Origin of the sequence: Rosistilla oblonga (genome assembly GCF_007751715.1) — a bacterium.
Taxonomy (GTDB): domain Bacteria; phylum Planctomycetota; class Planctomycetia; order Pirellulales; family Pirellulaceae; genus Rosistilla; species Rosistilla oblonga.
The window spans coordinates 3,162,290-3,178,605 of sequence record NZ_CP036292.1 but is presented as its reverse complement, the minus strand read 5'-3'; the positions used below and the strand labels follow the sequence as shown (position 1 = coordinate 3,178,605).

Genomic DNA, 16,316 nt, shown 5'->3' with positions numbered 1-16,316 from the left:
TTTGTGGTGAGGGAAAAAACAACTTACAACTGGTTGTTCATCGCGGCCGCACGCTGCGTCAGCGTGGTGAGTACCGACGGTGACCATGCCGATTGGCTCTCGTGCCCCTTGGCGGAATCGCGACCGATGCCACCCATTTTCGGAAGGACCGTCGCGGCCATGCCGAGGATCTCTTGTGTCAGTTCGGGGCACAGGTTCTGCAGGGCGATCGTCATGTTCCACGGACTGTGGATGAAGACTTCGCCGCGTCCTTGCTGGCATGCGTCCAAGATCTGCGTCGCCGCCGTCGCAGCGTCCATCGACATCACCGGTAGAGAATCGCCGATACTGAACCAAGCGTATTCGTCGCGATGCTGGCCCTTGAAGTTCGCGTTCCGTGGGCTCCCAGTTCGCATCAACCCGGGACAGGCTGTCGTGACAAAGATGTTCTCTTGTTTCAGTTCCGCCCGCATCCCGTTGGAGAGTCCGACCAACGCAAACTTGCTAGCGGCGTAGGGGAGCATATGTGGCACGGCTCGCTTGCCGCCGAGCGAAGCGATGTTGACGATTCGTCCCCATCCGGCGGACCGCATGTGCGGCAGCACCGCCTTCGACGTGTGCAATGCACCCCAACAGTTTGTGTTCATCGAGTCGGCGAAGTCATCGAACTCCATCGCTTCCAGTGGGCCCACCGTGATGATCCCCGCAACGTTGATCAGGACATCGACGCCACCGTAACGCTGAACCACTTGATCGATGAAGCGAGTCACTTGTTCCGGTTGGCGAACATCACAGGTTTGCGAGATCACCTCGGCACCGCGATCGCGTAACTCGTCCGCCGCAGCAGCAAGATCCCCTTCACCGCGAGCGGTGATCGCGATTCGAGCACCTTGGTCGGCCAGCTGTCGGGCAATCACCAAACCAAGCCCGCGCGAACCTCCACTGATGACGACGCGTTTGTTTTGCCAGGCGAAGTTTCGTTTGCGGCGAGCAACAGCTCGGGTGATTTTGAGTCCCGTATAGCCAATGGCGGCAGAGAGAGCGAGCTTGGAAAATGTATTCATCGAGTTCGTGCGGGAGATGTGTGAGTTGATTGGTTCACATCCACCATCATGCAATCGACGTGCCGATTCGATCGGCGAAGGTTCGTTGCAGATCCGCAGAACGCAGAAACTCGCGTTAGAAAGGAAGCATCGAGGATGCGGCCGACGACGAGTTGGAGAGCTGAAACTTACGGCCGACTATTGTGGCCAATCGATCGCCATCGCCGCGTCGTAATCCGCTCGGGCGATGTAATATTCCAGCTTGGCATCGATCTCGTAGATCGCCGCTTCGATAGCGTATTGTTCGCGTAACACGACGGCCAGCAGGTCGCTCTCGCCGAGTTCGAACTTGCGGCGTTCGACGTCGGCGATGTAGTCCGACAACCGAGTCGCTTCTTCCGCCTGTTGCAGCCGATTGTAGGCGGCGTCCAAGGCGATAAAAGCGATAGGTCTCGAGAGTTCCCTCAGCCGCTGGTCCGCAACCCTGCGGCAATCCCGTTGACGGTCAATCGCAGCAAGACCTGTTGTTTGTCGGCCGCGGCCGCGTCGGGATCCGATTGACGACGACGCCGCAACAGCTCCACTTGCAACAGATTCAGTGGATCGATGAACCGGTTGCGAACGCGGATCGATTCCTTCAACCAAGGCGTCCCATCCAACAATTCGCTCCCGCCACTCAGGGCCAGGATCTGCTGGCGACTGGTCTCATATTCCTTCTGGATCCGGTCGGCGATCCAAGTCTCGCCGGCGCTGCCGGCGGTCAAACGCATGTAATGCTGAAATACCTTCATGTCCGATTTAGCGAGCGCCAGTTCGGCGTTGTCGACAAGATCGCGGAAGTACCACCACTGTTGATACATCTCGCGAGCCACGTCGGGCGAATCGGCGTTCAATTTCGCCAATGCAGTTCCCACGCCGTACCACGCCGGCAACAGACAGCGGGCCTGCGTCCAGGAGAAGACCCACGGGATCGCTCGCAGATCGGACAATCCACCTTCAGGTTTCCGGCGCGACGGACGCGATCCGATCGGCAGTTGTTCGATCTCCGTCAATGGCGTCGTGTCGCGGAAGAAGGCGACGAAATCGTCCGCTTCTAACAGTTCGCGGTAGTGAGCCAACGAGACGCGTGCGGCGCTATCCAGGCAATCGATCCACGCCGGTTCGGGCGAGCGTTGTGCGTGATCCGCCGCCAACAGCGACGACCAGACGACTTGCTCCAGATGCCGATGAGCAATCGCTTGGTCGTCGTACCGGTCGGCCAGCACTTCCCCTTGTTCGGTCAATCGCAACGTGCCATCAAACGTCCCATGTGGCAGCGACAGAATGCTGCGCGCCGCGGGTCCGCCGCCGCGACCGAGCGAGCCGCCGCGACCGTGGAAGAAGGTCAGCCGCACATCGTGTTCTTTGGCGACCGAGGCCAGCGTTTGTTGAGCCTTGTAGAGATCCCAGCTGGCCGCCAAATAACCGCCGTCTTTGGTGCTGTCCGAATAACCGAGCATGATCCACTGACGATCTTGATGCGCCGACAACGCCTCACGATACGACTCGCATCGCAGCAGACACTCCATGATTTCGGGAGCGGCCTGCAGGTCGCTGATCGTCTCGAACAACGGTACCAGCGGCGGGACCTTGTAACCTACCGACGGCTTCGACGTGTGCCGCCACAACCACAACAACGTCAGGATGTCGCTGGCCGTCGAGGTCATGCTGACGATCAAGGCCCCGATCCCCGTCTGACCATAACGAGTCGAGACGCGATGCAAGACATCGAACGTAGCCAACACTTCTTGACCGGTCTCTGAGACTTCTTCAGTCGGCAACTGCAACTGGGGCGAGAGCGTCTTCTCCAACAGCGCCATGCGTTCGGCTTCGGTCAAATCTTGTGGAGCTTCACACAGACCGGTAGCGATCAACAATTCGTCGAGCGTTTCGCGATGGACTTTTGAATTCTGACGAACATCCAACCGAGCCAGATAAAATCCGAAGGTGCGGATCTGCGTCACCCAAGTTCGCAGGTCTTCGCTGAGATACTTCGCCGCCACCGTCTGTCCAATCGCGTCGGCGAGCAGCGAGACGTCTGCGAGCAACCCCTCTGCATTGGCATACGCGCCGCGGACTACGGTGCCGCTAGACAGCGACATCTTTTCGGTCTGCTTCAACCGCCAGCCAATCGTGTTGAGCCACAGTCGACAGAGTTCGGTCGAGGGCAGGAAAGCCAAGTGCTCTTCCAGCTCGGGATACTGCTGCGTCGCTTCGTCGATCGCCGCGCGAAGCGTTGGCGGCAAGGGGAGCTGCGTTTCGGAAACGCTCAAGGAGTACGAAAATTGTTCGCAGGTTCGCGAATGAAAGGCGAGCGCCTCGCGTCGCAACCATTCAAAGGTCGATTCGGTGACCGGTGACGTGACGCCAGGATGCCCATCGCGGTCACCACCGATCCAAGTACCGAAAGTGATCAATGGCTTCGTCGCGGCGACCTGCGGACCGAACTGATCCGACAGCGATTGGTTCAGCTCTTCGGTGATCCGCGGGATCTCACGCCATAGCACGGGTTTAAAGGAGAGCCCCCGAGCGACCTCTTCCAGTACGGTCGGTCGCCGCGATCGCGTCAGATCGGTTTGCCACGCCAATGCGACTTGGCGAAGCATCTGTTCTTCCAACCGCGATTTCTGCTGTGGGTCCGCCTCGCGATCGATCGACGCCATCAGAGTCCGCAGCAGCGATAGATGCGTCCGCTGCGATCGCCGCTTCGCTTCGGTCGGATGCGCGGTGAAGACCAGTTCGACATGCAATTGGTCCACGATCGATTGCATCGCGGTTGCGTCGCGTCCTCCCGATCGCAGCGTTTCGACAGCGCTGCCGATCGATTCGGGAACCGGTTTGGGCCACAGTTTTGCCGAACGCTCGTTCAGCACGCGGACCCGAGCGCGATCCTCGACGACGTTCATCAAGTCCAGGAACAAACTGAACGCCCGGATCACGACCGCCGATTGATGCTCGTCCAGCTCAGAGATCCGGCTGAGCATCTCTTGCTCCGCCGACTCGCTCCCCTCGCGACGTTCCCACGCCAACCGCCGCAGCTCCTCGACCAGCTCAAACGCTTCCTCCCCTTCGAAATCCTGGATGATCTCACCCAGCATCGCACCGAGGTAACTGATCTCATCGCGCAGCTGCGTGTCTTTTACATTGTCTATCGATGGGTTCATTCGAAGCTTCAACTGGTTTTCTGGAGGTCTATCAAAAAGGCGAGCCGTTCCGAATCTGGCTCGTGTTCTACGAGATCCATCGAGCTTCCGCCTTCTCGATAATTTCCCATCTCTTTTCTTCTGCGATTACGGTGACGATACTTGAACCCTTTCGGTCTGCACTTCGTCGGATTGCAATCGTAAAAAGACTTCGTTGCGACGCAAGGGAGCGGGAGTGAAAGGAGGATCGTAGCTGGCGTATTCCATCGACTCGCCAGCTTTCAAACCCTTCGCCTCGACCCAATCGCGAAGTTTCTGTTGGGCCTCTTCTCGCATTGTGTCGTTCATGCGTCCGGAAAATCGAATCACCGCGAACCGTCCCGCAGGTCGCTTTGTTATGTTCACATCCTGCCGCGAAGGTGCCGGAGTTCCCTCGTCGGCGACTTGCTTCGGAACGACAAAACTCATCGAACCCGCGTCTTGTTCAGCAGACGGTTTCATAAATACAGGCGTCGTCATCGCAACTTTTTGTTTCGCTTGATTAGAGCCGCTTATGTAACCAAACAACCGCATGAAACTTCCGTTGCCGCCGGAAGCTCCCATCGCCGTGCTCGCCATGACAAGCTCGGGGTAATCGCGAATCTCGAATTCACCCTCTTTCTCGACAACACCATAAGCAGCCGTTTCATAGTCGGCGCTTCCTTTTCCAACAAATACCAACGCCGCCAAGAGTGCGGTCACACCGATCCATTTTGCTTTTCTCATCTCATAATCCTCCGCGATACCTCGGTCGTCTGACAACTCAGCCCGTTTCCCTCGTCGTGAAGCCTCACCGGACTTCCCCTCGGAAGGTTCATAGACGCGACTCAAAAGTTGACCAGCGTTTGCTTGGCATTGTTTGCAACGGAAACCACCCACACTTTGAGGTGCTTCTCGGGCTGAGCACTCCCCCTTGTTGGGAACCGATCTCCAGTCGGCACGTTTCGTCGGCCGGCACGCCAGCGAGGCGGAAGCCCATGCGGTCACTGCCTTGCCGTAACGATGGCGTGAATCGCCGCTCCAACTGCCGCAACTTTGGGGGTACCGACACCGGCGGTTACCCGCACGGAAAAATGATGGAAAAAAACTTTCATCCCGGCGGAGAAGCCCCCCCTCTGGAGCACTTCCGAACGAGCGTGTGGTGCAACGGGACTCCCGCGTGCGGTAGAACGGGGAGACGGAACCGCGGATCGGAATGAGGCCTCTTTAGGTTCGTCGACGCATGCCCGTCGGATTGACACTGCCCGGCTGACACATGAACAATAGACATGTCAACAAAACACGCGATCGTGTCGAACCGGTTTCAATAGGCTTGTTCGCAGGAACGTTCTTCTCTTCGTACCCACTGGCCGCTACTCATGATCACCAACACAAGTCAGCTAACACGTCCCTGCCTGGTTGGACTATTTGTCTGCGGGCTGCTTGCGGTTGCATGCGTCGCAGATGACTGGCCTTCGCTTCGCGGGCCGCAGCACGATGGTTCGGCGGCAATCGAAGATGCGGAACTAGCCAGCGGTCCATTGCAATTGAAGGTTGTTTGGAAACATCCGGTCGGCAGTGGCTATTCCGGTGTCGTGAAATCGGGTGGCCTGCTGGTGTCTGCGATGGCAGATGTGGAAGCCGACCAGGAATACGTCTTTGCGATGTCTACAGAAACCGGGGAGACGCTTTGGAAAACGCCGACCGGGAAGGTCATGATCGGGGCGAACGGATCGTTCGACGGCCCAGTGGCGACGCCTGCCGCAGATGGCGTTCGCGCCTATCACCTTTCACCGCACGGCATCTTGGCGGCGTATGCATTGGAAGATGGAAATGTGGTTTGGCAACATGATTTGAAGAAAGAATATTCCGCGGCCTCAAACGTCTACGGATTTGGAGCGTCGCCGATCGTGCACGCCGGCATGCTGATCCTTCCTGTCGGATCCGACGAAACCGCGGTGATGGGATTCGACACGGCAACGGGCGAAGTCAAATGGAAAGCGGGCAAAGATGGCGTCGCCTTCCAGTCCGCCGTACCGGTTCAGGTCGATGGGAAGTCGGCAGTACTCGTCGCAGGAAACACGACGCTGTTCGCCATCGAACCAACCGAAGGAAAAGTCATTTGGTCCCGACCGCACGGCGGAGCCTCGGCTGTGCTTCCGGTTCCGCTGCCCGGTTCAGGACTCTTTATTAATGACATGCGAGATGGCTCCACGAGCCTGAACCTTCAGACCGACGGAGCCACCGAGCGCTGGTCGGGACGCAACATTCGCAACTCCTACTGTGTGCCGGTCATGTCGGGCGGGCTGCTCTGTTCGTATTCCTCCCGTTTCCTCGTCGCCGTCGATCCCGAGACAGGCGACCAACAATGGCGAACCCGTTCGCCCAGCAACGGTTTCCTGGCGACCGTCGCCGGAAGGTTAGTTGTTGCCACGATCGATGGCTCGCTGCACATCGGCGACGTTTCCGAAGATGGCTACGACGAAGTGACGAAGGTGCAAGTCTTTGAAAAGGGTGACGATGGAACCGATGGACTGATGTGGGCCTTACCTTCGATCGCGGGCCGTTCGATCTATCTGCGCAGCCTCGGCGCGATCGCTCGGATCGATATCCAACCTGGAACGCGGGCCGAATCGGTCGCCGCCGATGCGTCGCAGGTGTCGCCTGGTTTCGCAACGTTCTTGAAAACCCTCGACGTAGCGGACAACAAACAAGCGGTCATCGACAGCTATTTGAAAGGCAAGTCGCTGCCGCTGATCGACGGCGATTTCGTCCACTTCATCCTGCAAGGCGACTACACCGACGTTGCCGTGGCAAGCGAACTGTTTGGAATGCGGCAAGAACGGGTGATGCAACGCGTCGATGGAACCAAGTTGTTCTATTTTGGAGTCCGCATCCCCGACGCAACGCGGCTTTCGTACGTCTTTTATGCCGACTACCAACCGGTGCTCGATCCGGTTTCGGATCGCAACGTCACCAGCAGTCTGGTCGCGGGGGAGATGGAGCCGATCTTCCGGAAGGCCAAATCGTCGCTTGAACTTTCCTGGTTCGACAAAGGGAACGTCGTCGATGACGAATCAACCGACGTCGATGCCCCGAGCGACAAACTCGCTGGCTCGATCGATGAGACACAATTGCAAAGCGACGAACTGAACCAGACGGTCAACCTTTCGATCTATCTGCCCCCCAACTATTCGGAATCGAAGGACCGCTACCCCGTCGTCTTTGTCCACGATGGCAAATCCGCCATGCAAAGTGGCAACCAGGTGGCGATCATCGATCGCTTGATCCAATCGAAAACGGTTCGTCCGGCCGTCGTTGTTTTCATCGACAAGCGGTTCTATCCGATGCAAGGAGCGAAGGGCTATGCCGAGTTCTTTGCCAAAGAGCTGATTCCGATGATCGATCGCGAATACCGCACCTCCGCTGACCGAAAGGACCGTGCGAGCCTGAGCGGCGGATTTGGTGCGTCGCTCGCGCTGATGGCCACGCTTCCGGTAAGCGATCAGATCGGGGCGGTGGGCTGCCATTCCCTGTTCGCGTTTGAAATGATGCACCCGATGTTCCAGCAACTCGCCCAATTACCTAACGAGCGATGCAGGGTTCTTGTGCAAAGGAGCCGGTATGAATTCCGCAATCCTTCGGAGAACTGGAACATGGGCCTCCAGGCTGTGAATGTCGCAAAGATCCTCGCTGACGGCGGGCACGACGTCGCGACCGAAGCCACCGCCACCGGTAGCGACTGGGTCAGTTGGCGGACACAGTCGCCGCAGATGTGGAAGTTCTTGCTGGAACAATGATCGCAACGCCAACTGGCGGACCAATGGGCTAACGGCTCTGTTTTGCTAGCGTGTCGTGAAAACATTTTTGCAGCGACGCTTCATCTCAACTTCAGGTACGCCGTTCTAAGATGACCTGAAACGATGCCACGGAGGCTCGACCAGAACAAACCTCATCGCGTTGGGTGATCCCATGAACAAATCGTATCGAAATCCAGCGACAGCCCTTTTGCTGGTCGCCATTGCCACGACAGTCCTTTGGACGACAGGGGCCAGTTTGGCACAGCGTGGCGAAGGTCGCCGCCCACCTCGGCCCGGCGGAGGCGAAAAACCGGAGATCGAAGACACGCTGCGATTGAACGTCTACGCCGACAATTGGTTCTCGCTGTACATCAATGGCGAACTGGTCGCTGTCGATTCGATCCGGTTCATGCCGCACAACGTGATTTCAGTCGACGTCTTCCCAAAGTACCCGATGACCCTGGCGGTGATCGCAAAAGACAACGCCGACGCCAAGACGGGGATGGAATACAACAACACGCAGATCGGCGATGGCGGGTTCATTCTGAAACTGGCCGACGGCACGGTGACCGGACCGCATTGGAAGGCCAAGTCGGTCTCTTTCGGCCCGATCGACCGAGACACCCGCAATCCGCGGGTCGTCCACGAAGAGCTCCCCGAGAACTGGTTCGCTATCGATTTCGATGACTCTTCGTGGCAGGCGGCCAAAGCCTACGACGAAAAGACAGTAAGACCCAAGCGTCCCTTTTACCAATACGATTTCGAAGGGGCGAAGTTCATTTGGGCCGACAATCTAGAACTCGATAACACAGTTCTCTTTCGGTTGACAGTCGATTCACCTCCCGACGGAAGCCAACCGAAGCGGTTTCCCATCCTTGAATCGAACTGATTTGATCTCAACCACAAGGTTCCGCCGCGCGTGAATCGGCAACTCGGCAACGCTTGCCGCGCGGAAAGAACCATTGAACTCGCCCTCGATAAGAAAGAGAACTCAACATGATATCGACGTTTCGATTCTCGCTCGGTTTCGCGGTCGCGATGCTTGTGCCACTTTCCGTGTCGGCGCACGAATGGCATCAGCGCCACAGTCACCATCATTCAACGGACCAGCATTCGCACGCTTCCGCCAACCATTCCGATCAACGCGATCATTCCCAGGCTCCCCAGCCCGAGGTTCAACGGGCGATCGAGCAAATCAATACATCGCCTCAATACATTCTGATCGGGACGACATTGGTGAGCACCCAAAACGACGAGCCAGCGATTGCCCAACACTTTAAGAAATTTGACGACCTGAAGGTTCGCTGGGATGCAAACACCCTGTTTGTCGAATCCAATGGCTTGCCGGACCACAACATGATGGTTGGGATTCGATCTTGGCAACAACAAGTGCCACTGCCGCAACCTTTCACCGGCAACAACGCCTGGCAGATTCCGCTGCATCCGAAGTTGGCTGATAAACCGATCTCCGCGAAAGACAATCTCTATCGAGGTGCGATCGCGTTGGCGGTCAACGGAGTCCCGATCTTTAATGCACTCAACAACCGCGGGGACGATGCCTTTCTCGCGGGCGAGCTGGATGAATTCGGCGGCCACTGCGGCAGAGGCGACGACTACCACTATCACGTCGCTCCCGTTCATCTCCAGAAAATTGTGGGCCCCGGCAATCCGATCGCCTTCGCCTTGGATGGCTTTCCGATCTACGGATTGACAGAGGCCGATGGTTCTCCCGTCGGCAAGCTGGACGAGTTCAATGGCCAATTTGATCCCCAGGGGCGATATCACTATCATGCCACGACGACGTATCCTTATATCAACGGCGGGATGCGAGGTGTCGTGACGGTTCGCGGCGATCAGATCGAACCACAGCCGCGCGACTCACCGCTACGTCCCGCTTTGCAACCGCTGCGGGGGGCGACGATCACCGATTTCAAGGCGACAAAAGAACAATCCGTGTTGACGTATCGGCTGCGGGGCCAAACCGGAACAGTCACCTATTCGCCCGTCGATTCGGAGACATGGAAGTTCATCTATAAGGAACCCGATGGCAACACGCGAACGGAAACTTACAAGCGACGTCCCCGCCAAGACGATCGCCGCGGCGGAGGTCCGCCGCCACCGCGCCCCAACGACCGTCGGCCTCCACGCCGAGGATGATTGATGCGAGTCCTAGTCGTCGAAGATGAGCCAGGTCTGCGAGACGCCGTTGCAACGTCGCTGCGAGAAGAACACTACGCCGTCGACGAAGCCGCCGACGGACGGACCGGTCTGCAGAAGGCGAGGCAGTGGAGCTACGATGCGATCGTGCTCGACTTGATGCTGCCGGAGATCGACGGCTGGGAACTGCTCGCCCAACTGCGGAAGACGCACGCCACGCCGGTGCTCATCCTTACCGCCCGCGACACGGTGGAGGACCGAGTGCGGGGGCTCGACCGCGGCGCCGACGACTATTTGTGTAAACCCTTTTCGCTCTCCGAACTATCGGCCCGCGTTCGAGCTCTGATTCGGCGAAGTCACGGACAAGCGAAGGCCGAAATCGTCATCGGTTCGGTTGTCATCAACACGGCCAATCGAACGGTTGAAAAAGAGGGCCGCCCCGTCGACCTAACGGCTCGGGAATACACACTCGTTGAACTACTGGCCCTCAATCGAGGTGAACTCGTGTCGCGCAGCACCGTTTACGATCATGTCTTCGATGAGAACGAAGACTCGCTCTCGAACCTTGTCGACGTGCACATCTACAACATTCGCAAGAAGCTTGGCAAGAACTTCGTGACCACACGTCGAGGACATGGCTATATCATCGAAACGTAAACTCGCCCGCGATCTCTCCGTCGACGCTCGCGAACTGCCAGCCCGCGAACACCCCAGGCGTTCGTTGACCCAATCGATCGCCTGGCGTCTGCAGATGTGGCATGCCGCGATCCTGGTCAGCGTCGTCGTGGGACTTTGCACGGCGTGGTTTCTCCAAGCAAGGCGAGCGCGGCTGAATGAAATCGATGCCGAACTCACCTCCGCAGCGCGCGTTCTCGACGGCAGCCTCCGCGGTTTCGATCTGCGGGGCTTCGACAAAACAGAGCGCCCGCTCAACGAGCTTCTTGCGGCCGACGACCATCTGCGGCTCTCCCTTCCTCGGGAGCTTACGGACCGACGCGGCAACCACCCTGCCCCCTACTTCGGTATCTGGCTGGAAGATGGTCGGCAACTGAAATCGGAGCGGTTGCCGGACGGCTTTTCGCTGAAACCGAGTCAATCGCAGCCCGAAGCGCCAGAGCGAGACGGCCCAAACGCGATCCTTCGCGAGGTCCGAATCGTTGGTCCGGCGGGATCGCTGATCCTAGTCGGACGAGACATCGGCAGAGAGATTGCCGAGCTAAATCGACTCGCTATGCGGATCGCTGCCTTTGCAATGCTGATCCTCGCGGCGGGGCTGTGCGGAGGATGGTGGCTGGCGCGGTCGGTCCTTCGTCCGATCGCGGCGATGTCGGATGCCGCCTCTCGTTTTTCCGCAGCCGACATGTCGCCGAGGATCAACGTCGTGGAGACCGAGTCGGAGCTAGGTCAACTGGCGACGATCCTCAATGAAGCCTTCGATCGCGTGGAACGTTCGTTTGATCAACAACGGCAGTTCGCCGCCGATGCGTCGCACGAATTGCGGACGCCCTTGGCGGTGATCCAGTCTCAAATCGAACTCGCACTGAAACGGGAGCGGACCTCCGAAGAATACGTCAAGACGCTGACAACCTGCAGCTCCGCAAGCGAACGGCTGTCCGATCTCGTCGAATCGCTGCTCACCTTGGCTCGCCTCGACTTTTCAAGCCAGCCGACCGAACGCACGTCGGTACGAGTCGATCTTGTCGCCGCGCGGTGCATCGACCTGATGCGTCCCGTGGCATATCAAGCGGAGGTGAGTCTTCGCAGCGAACTTGAGCCCGCCATCGTTTCGGGCGATCCAAAGCAAATCGAACGCGTCATCTTCAATCTACTGAAGAACAGCGTCGCCTATAACCGTCCCCATGGGGAAGCGGTGCTTTCCGTTGCCATCGTAGATTCGTCGGTCGAATTGATCCTGCAGGACAACGGAATTGGGATCAGCGAATCCGACCTCGCTCACGTCGCAGAACGCTTCTATCGAGCCGACAAAGCGCGGTCGCGGGTACACGGCGGCAGCGGACTCGGCTTATCCATCGCTCTAGGAATCATCGCCAACCACGGCGGCACGATGCAGATCGCATCACAACTGGATCAAGGAACCACGGTCACCGTCCATCTCCCGCTCGCCAGCAATCGCCCCCGCGATCCTGCAAAGGAACCCGTCGATCTAATTTAGGATAGTTCCACCACAGCGCGTCACACCGGCACTGATCCGCTGCGTTGATCAGCCGTGTTTAAGTTTCGACAGATCTTCCGCAAATAAAGCGATCGCTAGCTCGGTTCGCAAGTAGATTGCTTTATCGCCTAGTCCTCGTTGGCTGTGGGCGAGTTACTCTTTTGTCGATCGAACTCTGGAGAAAACGGATCCAGCTCGACAACCTTGCCATCACGCCAAACGACGATGGGCGTGTTGTGCTGGCGAGCACGCTGCAAGACGACCTCAGCGGCTTCCTCCATCGCGGCGTCAGCCTTCTTAATAAACTCGCTCTTGTTGTCACGAATCATGGCAGCAACTCCGGGGTTCGCTGGAGAATAAATTCGTAGCGGTCATCATCAAATACCGTGTTGGTAGCATCGTTTTGTTCCACCACGATGACCGCTGGCCGACTCGATCCATCATAAACCAGCCAGTGATCTACGAAAGGAGCATACCGTTGGCCGAAATTCTGGATTCCAAGCCGATATCGTCGACGGATGGTCGGTTCAGGAATTGCGTGTCCTCCCTCGCGAACGCGGGCAGCGACGCGTGCAACTGCTTGCTCCACGGATGGCAACCAGATGAAGAACACGACGATTCTGTAGCCCTGCTTGTTCCGCATCCTCCTCAATCGCTTGACGTGCCCCCGCCCTGCAAGCGTCGTCTCAAAGGCGAAGATTTGCTTGGCGGATGTCAGTTCATCGATTCGGTCGAGCATCAATCGCCCGGCGGCGACGGATTGCGATTCAGGTTTATAAGGGGACAAGCCCGCAGCGATCAAGTCTGCGTTCACGAACTCGTCGCAGTTCGCGTGTTTAAGCAGGTATTCCTGCGCGAACGTTGTCTTGCCCGCACCATTCGGTCCGGCGATGACGTAGACGGTTGGCTTTTATGATTCGATCAAACGGATTCGAGCCCCTTGAATTCCATTCTATTGTGCAAAGCGGAATTCACAAACGCGAAACGACTCAGCGACGGGGAGCTCAAATGTTTGATCCCAGGCGAATTAGCTGGCGAGCTCGGGCACGGTTGTGCAAGGGAACCGGACACTACCGTGTTCCGACTGTTAACTCAAAATGAAACAGCAAATTACTCTGGTCTCAACCAGTAGTAAGTGCAAGTGCAGGCGTCACCTGACAGCTGGGAGACAATGATATGCCATGCGGTCCACCATAACTTCAGCAACGACTTCACCTTTTTCGCCTACAGTCCGCTTGCACCTAATGCCTTGGCGACCAGGAAGGCTTCTAAGGAGTCGTAGGGATTGTCGGCCTTGATGTCGGGGGCGGTGACGATGCATTGCAGCCCAAGCGGCTCCATCGCTTTCTGAAGCTCCAATCCCAATCGCACGTGATGCACCCAGACCGACGATTCGGTCTCGAGAGTGACCGGAACGTTGGGACGGCTGTAGAACATGTAAACCGCGGCGGTGTCATCTTCGGAGAGGTGCGAAATCGGCGACGCGTCTTTCATCAACGCGCAGATCTCGGGTTTGTCGAATTCCGATTCGTCTTCGATTCCCACGAAGGCGGGTAGGGCAGGACCCGGCTGAAGATCGGGGAGCCCGAACCACTCGCGAAACAGGTGGATGTCGTATGCTGGTTGGCCGTTCAGCGCTCCGGCAGCCAGAATACGCGTCGATTGCCGCGCGACGGGATCGTCGCTGTTGGGGGCGGCTAGGTCGTCGTGTAATGCAAGCCAGAGACTGATTCCCGCGCCAGCCGAACCGCCGTAACAGACAACACGCTGCGGATCGATGTTCCATTGGTCGGCCCGATGCCGGATTGTTTGCAGGCCGCGAGCGGCGTCGTGCATCATGATCGGATAGGGGCCCGAATTGGACAGCCGGTAATTCATCGCGGCAACGGCGACACCGGCATCGAGAAACTTGTCGATCGTGTCGCGGCGAATCAGCGATTTGTCGCCGCCGCGAAAACCACCGCCATGGATGAAGATCACCAGCGGCGTCGGCTGTTTGGCATCGGGGACCGGCCAAAGATCAAACCGCTGCAACGGATGATCGCCATAAGCGACATCGGGAACCGGGGCGACGACCTTGGGGGCGCGATTGCGACGCGTCTGCGGCGTCCGGTTCTTCGCGTTGGCTGCTTGGTAGTCGCGTACCTCCTCCCAGCTCAATTCGCCATCTTTGTTCGCATCGGCCTTGGGGAATCGCTTCAACAGTTGCTTCAGTCGCTCTTTTCCCTCCGGTCCCGAGCGCTGCTTCTGAAGATGGGCGGCCAATTCGCGAGCCGACAGGACGCCATCCTTATTGGTATCGCTTTCGGGGAATCGTTTCAGAAAAGCCGCCCGGCGATCGGAAGACGCCCCCGCTGGCCTTTCTGACTCCTGACAGAAACCAGCCGACGCGATCAATGAAGAACAAAGCAGTAGGGCGAAGTTGTATTTCATATTCCTATCAACACTCAAAGAAGGCGAATGTTCCGGTGGAAAGCCGATTGTAGCACCTCCATTGTCGTGCGATCGAAAAGACGCCCAGTCCGGTAGTCACTGCAACGGCGCACCATTTTTGCCGCGATCGCCGCCACGCAGGCAAGAACCAGATAGTTGACAAAGTCAACCGACATGCAACAATGTTGACAGTGTCAACTATCTGTGGAGTCCAACATGACTGAATCCTCGCTCAGCGATACCCTGCACCGCTTAATGCACGCCTACAAACGGAAGCTCCGCGCGGGCATCGAATCGCATCAAATTTCGCTTCCCATCGCCCAGCTCCGCGTCCTGAAATGTATCGGCCGGATTCCCGAGTGTACGGCGAGTTCGATTGCCCAGCGAATGAACCAGGACAAAGGGCAACTCGCTCGCCTCCTCAACGAACTGACCGACGCCGCACTCATCGACAAGATGGCGAATCCGCAAGATCGCCGCAGCCACTTCCTGGTTCTAACATCCGCTGGGAAACAGATCCTTGCGAAACTCGAAGTGGTGGAGAAACAGGCGGCGGCGCAAATGACCCACGGTCTAAGTAGCAAAGAAATCAAAACCTTCATCCGCATCGCCGCCGCGATGATGGAGAATTCCGATGACGGCGGCACTTCCAAAAGAGGAACTCAACGCGATGGCTAAACCTACTCCAATCGAACTCGAGGTGATCCGCACGACTTCGCTCACCGAACACATGTTGCGGGTCACGCTTGGCGGCGACTTGCTTGCATCCTTTCCGAAAGATCAGGAGAGCGCCTATATCAAACTGATCTTTCCTCAAGCCGAGGGCAAACGTCCCATTCTGAGAACCTACACGATCCGAAATCAACGTCCGACGGAGATCGATGTCGACTTTGCCATCCACGACGCAAAGGGGCCCGCCTTAACATGGGCGGCCAACGCGCAACCAGGCGACCGTATTCTGGTTGGTGGACCAGGGCCGAAGAAGTTGATCCAGCATCAGGCCGATTGGTTTCTGCTAGTAGGTGACCTATCGGCTCTTCCCGCAATCAGCGTCAACTTGAGCAAGCTGCCTGCCGACGCGGTCGGATACGCTGTGATCGAGGTGCCCAGCGAATCCGACATCCAATCGCTAGACCATCCCGAAAAAATGGAACTGCGATGGGAGATCAACCCGCAGCCCGATCCCAACGGAGAGTTCCTGCCGTCGAAAGTCGAAGCGTTGCCATGGCTGGAAGGCACCCCCGCGGTTTGGGCCGCTTGCGAATTCAACAGCATGCGGAACCTGAGGCGGCTATTGAAACAGCGAGCTGACCTACCGAACTCTCATCTCTATCTGTCGAGCTACTGGAAGATCGGCCAAACCGAAGACGAACACAAAGTCGCTAAACGCAACGACAGCGAGCAGGCCGCTGCTGCGGTTTTCTAGATCCCGTTGAAGGCTTTGCGGATACGAACCGCCCCGCTTCCCACAACAACAGCTCGACGGGCCGTCACGCATCAGCGACGGCCCGTCGGTAAATTCGCCGGACGG

At 57.7% G+C, this 16,316-nt stretch carries 14 protein-coding genes; 7 read left to right on the top strand and 7 right to left on the bottom strand.

What is annotated here, in order from left to right:
- Positions 1-23: 23 nt before the first annotated feature.
- The 4 genes from CA51_RS11275 to CA51_RS11260 all read right to left on the bottom strand — a co-directional run bounded on the left by CA51_RS11275 (position 24) and on the right by CA51_RS11260 (position 4,969).
- On the bottom strand, positions 24-1,043 hold the full coding sequence (locus tag CA51_RS11275; RefSeq protein ID WP_145120587.1) for an SDR family NAD(P)-dependent oxidoreductase: 1,020 nt from the start codon (positions 1,041-1,043) through the stop codon (positions 24-26).
- A gap of 177 nt (positions 1,044-1,220) precedes the next feature.
- Complete coding sequence (locus tag CA51_RS11270; RefSeq protein ID WP_145120585.1) at positions 1,221-1,454, bottom strand: TolC family protein; 234 nt, start codon at positions 1,452-1,454, stop codon at positions 1,221-1,223.
- Positions 1,455-1,486: 32 nt separating this feature from the next.
- Positions 1,487-4,225, bottom strand: coding sequence for a phosphoenolpyruvate carboxylase (gene ppc, locus CA51_RS11265; protein ID WP_145120583.1), 2,739 nt, complete (start codon positions 4,223-4,225; stop codon positions 1,487-1,489).
- A 126-nt stretch (positions 4,226-4,351) separates the two neighbouring features.
- Positions 4,352-4,969 carry an SOUL family heme-binding protein gene (locus CA51_RS11260; RefSeq protein WP_145120581.1) on the bottom strand — a complete coding sequence of 206 codons (618 nt, stop codon included), beginning with the start codon at positions 4,967-4,969 and terminating at the stop codon, positions 4,352-4,354.
- Positions 4,970-5,601: 632 nt separating this feature from the next.
- On the opposite strand from CA51_RS11260, the gene CA51_RS11255 reads away from it, so the two are divergent.
- From CA51_RS11255 to CA51_RS11235, 5 genes are all read left to right on the top strand, one after another.
- Positions 5,602-8,022 carry an outer membrane protein assembly factor BamB family protein gene (locus CA51_RS11255; RefSeq protein ID WP_145120579.1) on the top strand — a complete coding sequence of 807 codons (2,421 nt, stop codon included), beginning with the start codon at positions 5,602-5,604 and terminating at the stop codon, positions 8,020-8,022.
- Positions 8,023-8,194: 172 nt separating this feature from the next.
- The gene (locus CA51_RS11250; RefSeq protein ID WP_197451757.1) at positions 8,195-8,911 is read left to right on the top strand and encodes a hypothetical protein; all 717 of its coding nucleotides are present in this window, start codon (positions 8,195-8,197) and stop codon (positions 8,909-8,911) included.
- 107 nt (positions 8,912-9,018) lie between these two features.
- Positions 9,019-10,179, top strand: a complete 1,161-nt coding sequence (locus CA51_RS11245) for a YHYH protein (protein ID WP_145120577.1) — start codon at positions 9,019-9,021, stop codon at positions 10,177-10,179.
- A 3-nt stretch (positions 10,180-10,182) separates the two neighbouring features.
- Positions 10,183-10,836: a response regulator transcription factor gene (locus CA51_RS11240; protein WP_145120575.1), complete on the top strand. Its 654-nt coding sequence runs from the start codon at positions 10,183-10,185 to the stop codon at positions 10,834-10,836.
- Complete coding sequence (locus CA51_RS11235; protein ID WP_145120573.1) at positions 10,814-12,352, top strand: sensor histidine kinase; 1,539 nt, start codon at positions 10,814-10,816, stop codon at positions 12,350-12,352. Before CA51_RS11240 ends, CA51_RS11235 begins: the two co-directional genes overlap by 23 nt.
- 128 nt (positions 12,353-12,480) lie before the next feature.
- Here the strand turns inward: CA51_RS11235 and CA51_RS11230 are convergent, their stop codons facing one another.
- The 3 genes from CA51_RS11230 to CA51_RS11220 form a co-directional block, all read right to left on the bottom strand.
- On the bottom strand, positions 12,481-12,681 hold the full coding sequence (locus tag CA51_RS11230) for a hypothetical protein (RefSeq protein WP_145120571.1): 201 nt from the start codon (positions 12,679-12,681) through the stop codon (positions 12,481-12,483).
- On the bottom strand, positions 12,678-13,244 hold the full coding sequence (locus CA51_RS11225; protein WP_145120569.1) for an ATPase: 567 nt from the start codon (positions 13,242-13,244) through the stop codon (positions 12,678-12,680). The genes CA51_RS11230 and CA51_RS11225 overlap by 4 nt, the downstream gene beginning before the upstream one ends.
- 332 nt (positions 13,245-13,576) lie before the next feature.
- Complete coding sequence (locus CA51_RS11220; RefSeq protein WP_145120567.1) at positions 13,577-14,785, bottom strand: alpha/beta hydrolase fold domain-containing protein; 1,209 nt, start codon at positions 14,783-14,785, stop codon at positions 13,577-13,579.
- Positions 14,786-15,001: 216 nt separating this feature from the next.
- On the opposite strand from CA51_RS11220, the gene CA51_RS11215 reads away from it, so the two are divergent.
- Positions 15,002-15,463: a MarR family winged helix-turn-helix transcriptional regulator gene (locus CA51_RS11215; protein ID WP_145120565.1), complete on the top strand. Its 462-nt coding sequence runs from the start codon at positions 15,002-15,004 to the stop codon at positions 15,461-15,463.
- Complete coding sequence (locus CA51_RS11210; protein WP_145120563.1) at positions 15,456-16,211, top strand: siderophore-interacting protein; 756 nt, start codon at positions 15,456-15,458, stop codon at positions 16,209-16,211. Before CA51_RS11215 ends, CA51_RS11210 begins: the two co-directional genes overlap by 8 nt.
- The last annotated feature ends 105 nt before the right edge of the window (positions 16,212-16,316 follow it).

What these genes read in the sequence shown, in the direction of transcription:
- CA51_RS11275 (WP_145120587.1), bottom strand. Translation starts at nt 1,043, where the DNA reads ATGAATACATTTTCCAAGCTCGCTCTCTCTGCCGCCATTGGCTATACG.
- ppc (WP_145120583.1), bottom strand. Translation starts at nt 4,225, where the DNA reads ATGAACCCATCGATAGACAATGTAAAAGACACGCAGCTGCGCGATGAG.
- CA51_RS11260 (WP_145120581.1), bottom strand. Translation starts at nt 4,969, where the DNA reads ATGAGAAAAGCAAAATGGATCGGTGTGACCGCACTCTTGGCGGCGTTG.
- CA51_RS11255 (WP_145120579.1), top strand. Translation starts at nt 5,602, where the DNA reads ATGATCACCAACACAAGTCAGCTAACACGTCCCTGCCTGGTTGGACTA.
- CA51_RS11250 (WP_197451757.1), top strand. Translation starts at nt 8,195, where the DNA reads ATGAACAAATCGTATCGAAATCCAGCGACAGCCCTTTTGCTGGTCGCC.
- CA51_RS11245 (WP_145120577.1), top strand. Translation starts at nt 9,019, where the DNA reads ATGATATCGACGTTTCGATTCTCGCTCGGTTTCGCGGTCGCGATGCTT.
- CA51_RS11240 (WP_145120575.1), top strand. Translation starts at nt 10,183, where the DNA reads ATGCGAGTCCTAGTCGTCGAAGATGAGCCAGGTCTGCGAGACGCCGTT.
- CA51_RS11235 (WP_145120573.1), top strand. Translation starts at nt 10,814, where the DNA reads ATGGCTATATCATCGAAACGTAAACTCGCCCGCGATCTCTCCGTCGAC.
- CA51_RS11230 (WP_145120571.1), bottom strand. Translation starts at nt 12,681, where the DNA reads ATGATTCGTGACAACAAGAGCGAGTTTATTAAGAAGGCTGACGCCGCG.
- CA51_RS11220 (WP_145120567.1), bottom strand. Translation starts at nt 14,785, where the DNA reads ATGAAATACAACTTCGCCCTACTGCTTTGTTCTTCATTGATCGCGTCG.
- CA51_RS11215 (WP_145120565.1), top strand. Translation starts at nt 15,002, where the DNA reads ATGACTGAATCCTCGCTCAGCGATACCCTGCACCGCTTAATGCACGCC.
- CA51_RS11210 (WP_145120563.1), top strand. Translation starts at nt 15,456, where the DNA reads ATGGCTAAACCTACTCCAATCGAACTCGAGGTGATCCGCACGACTTCG.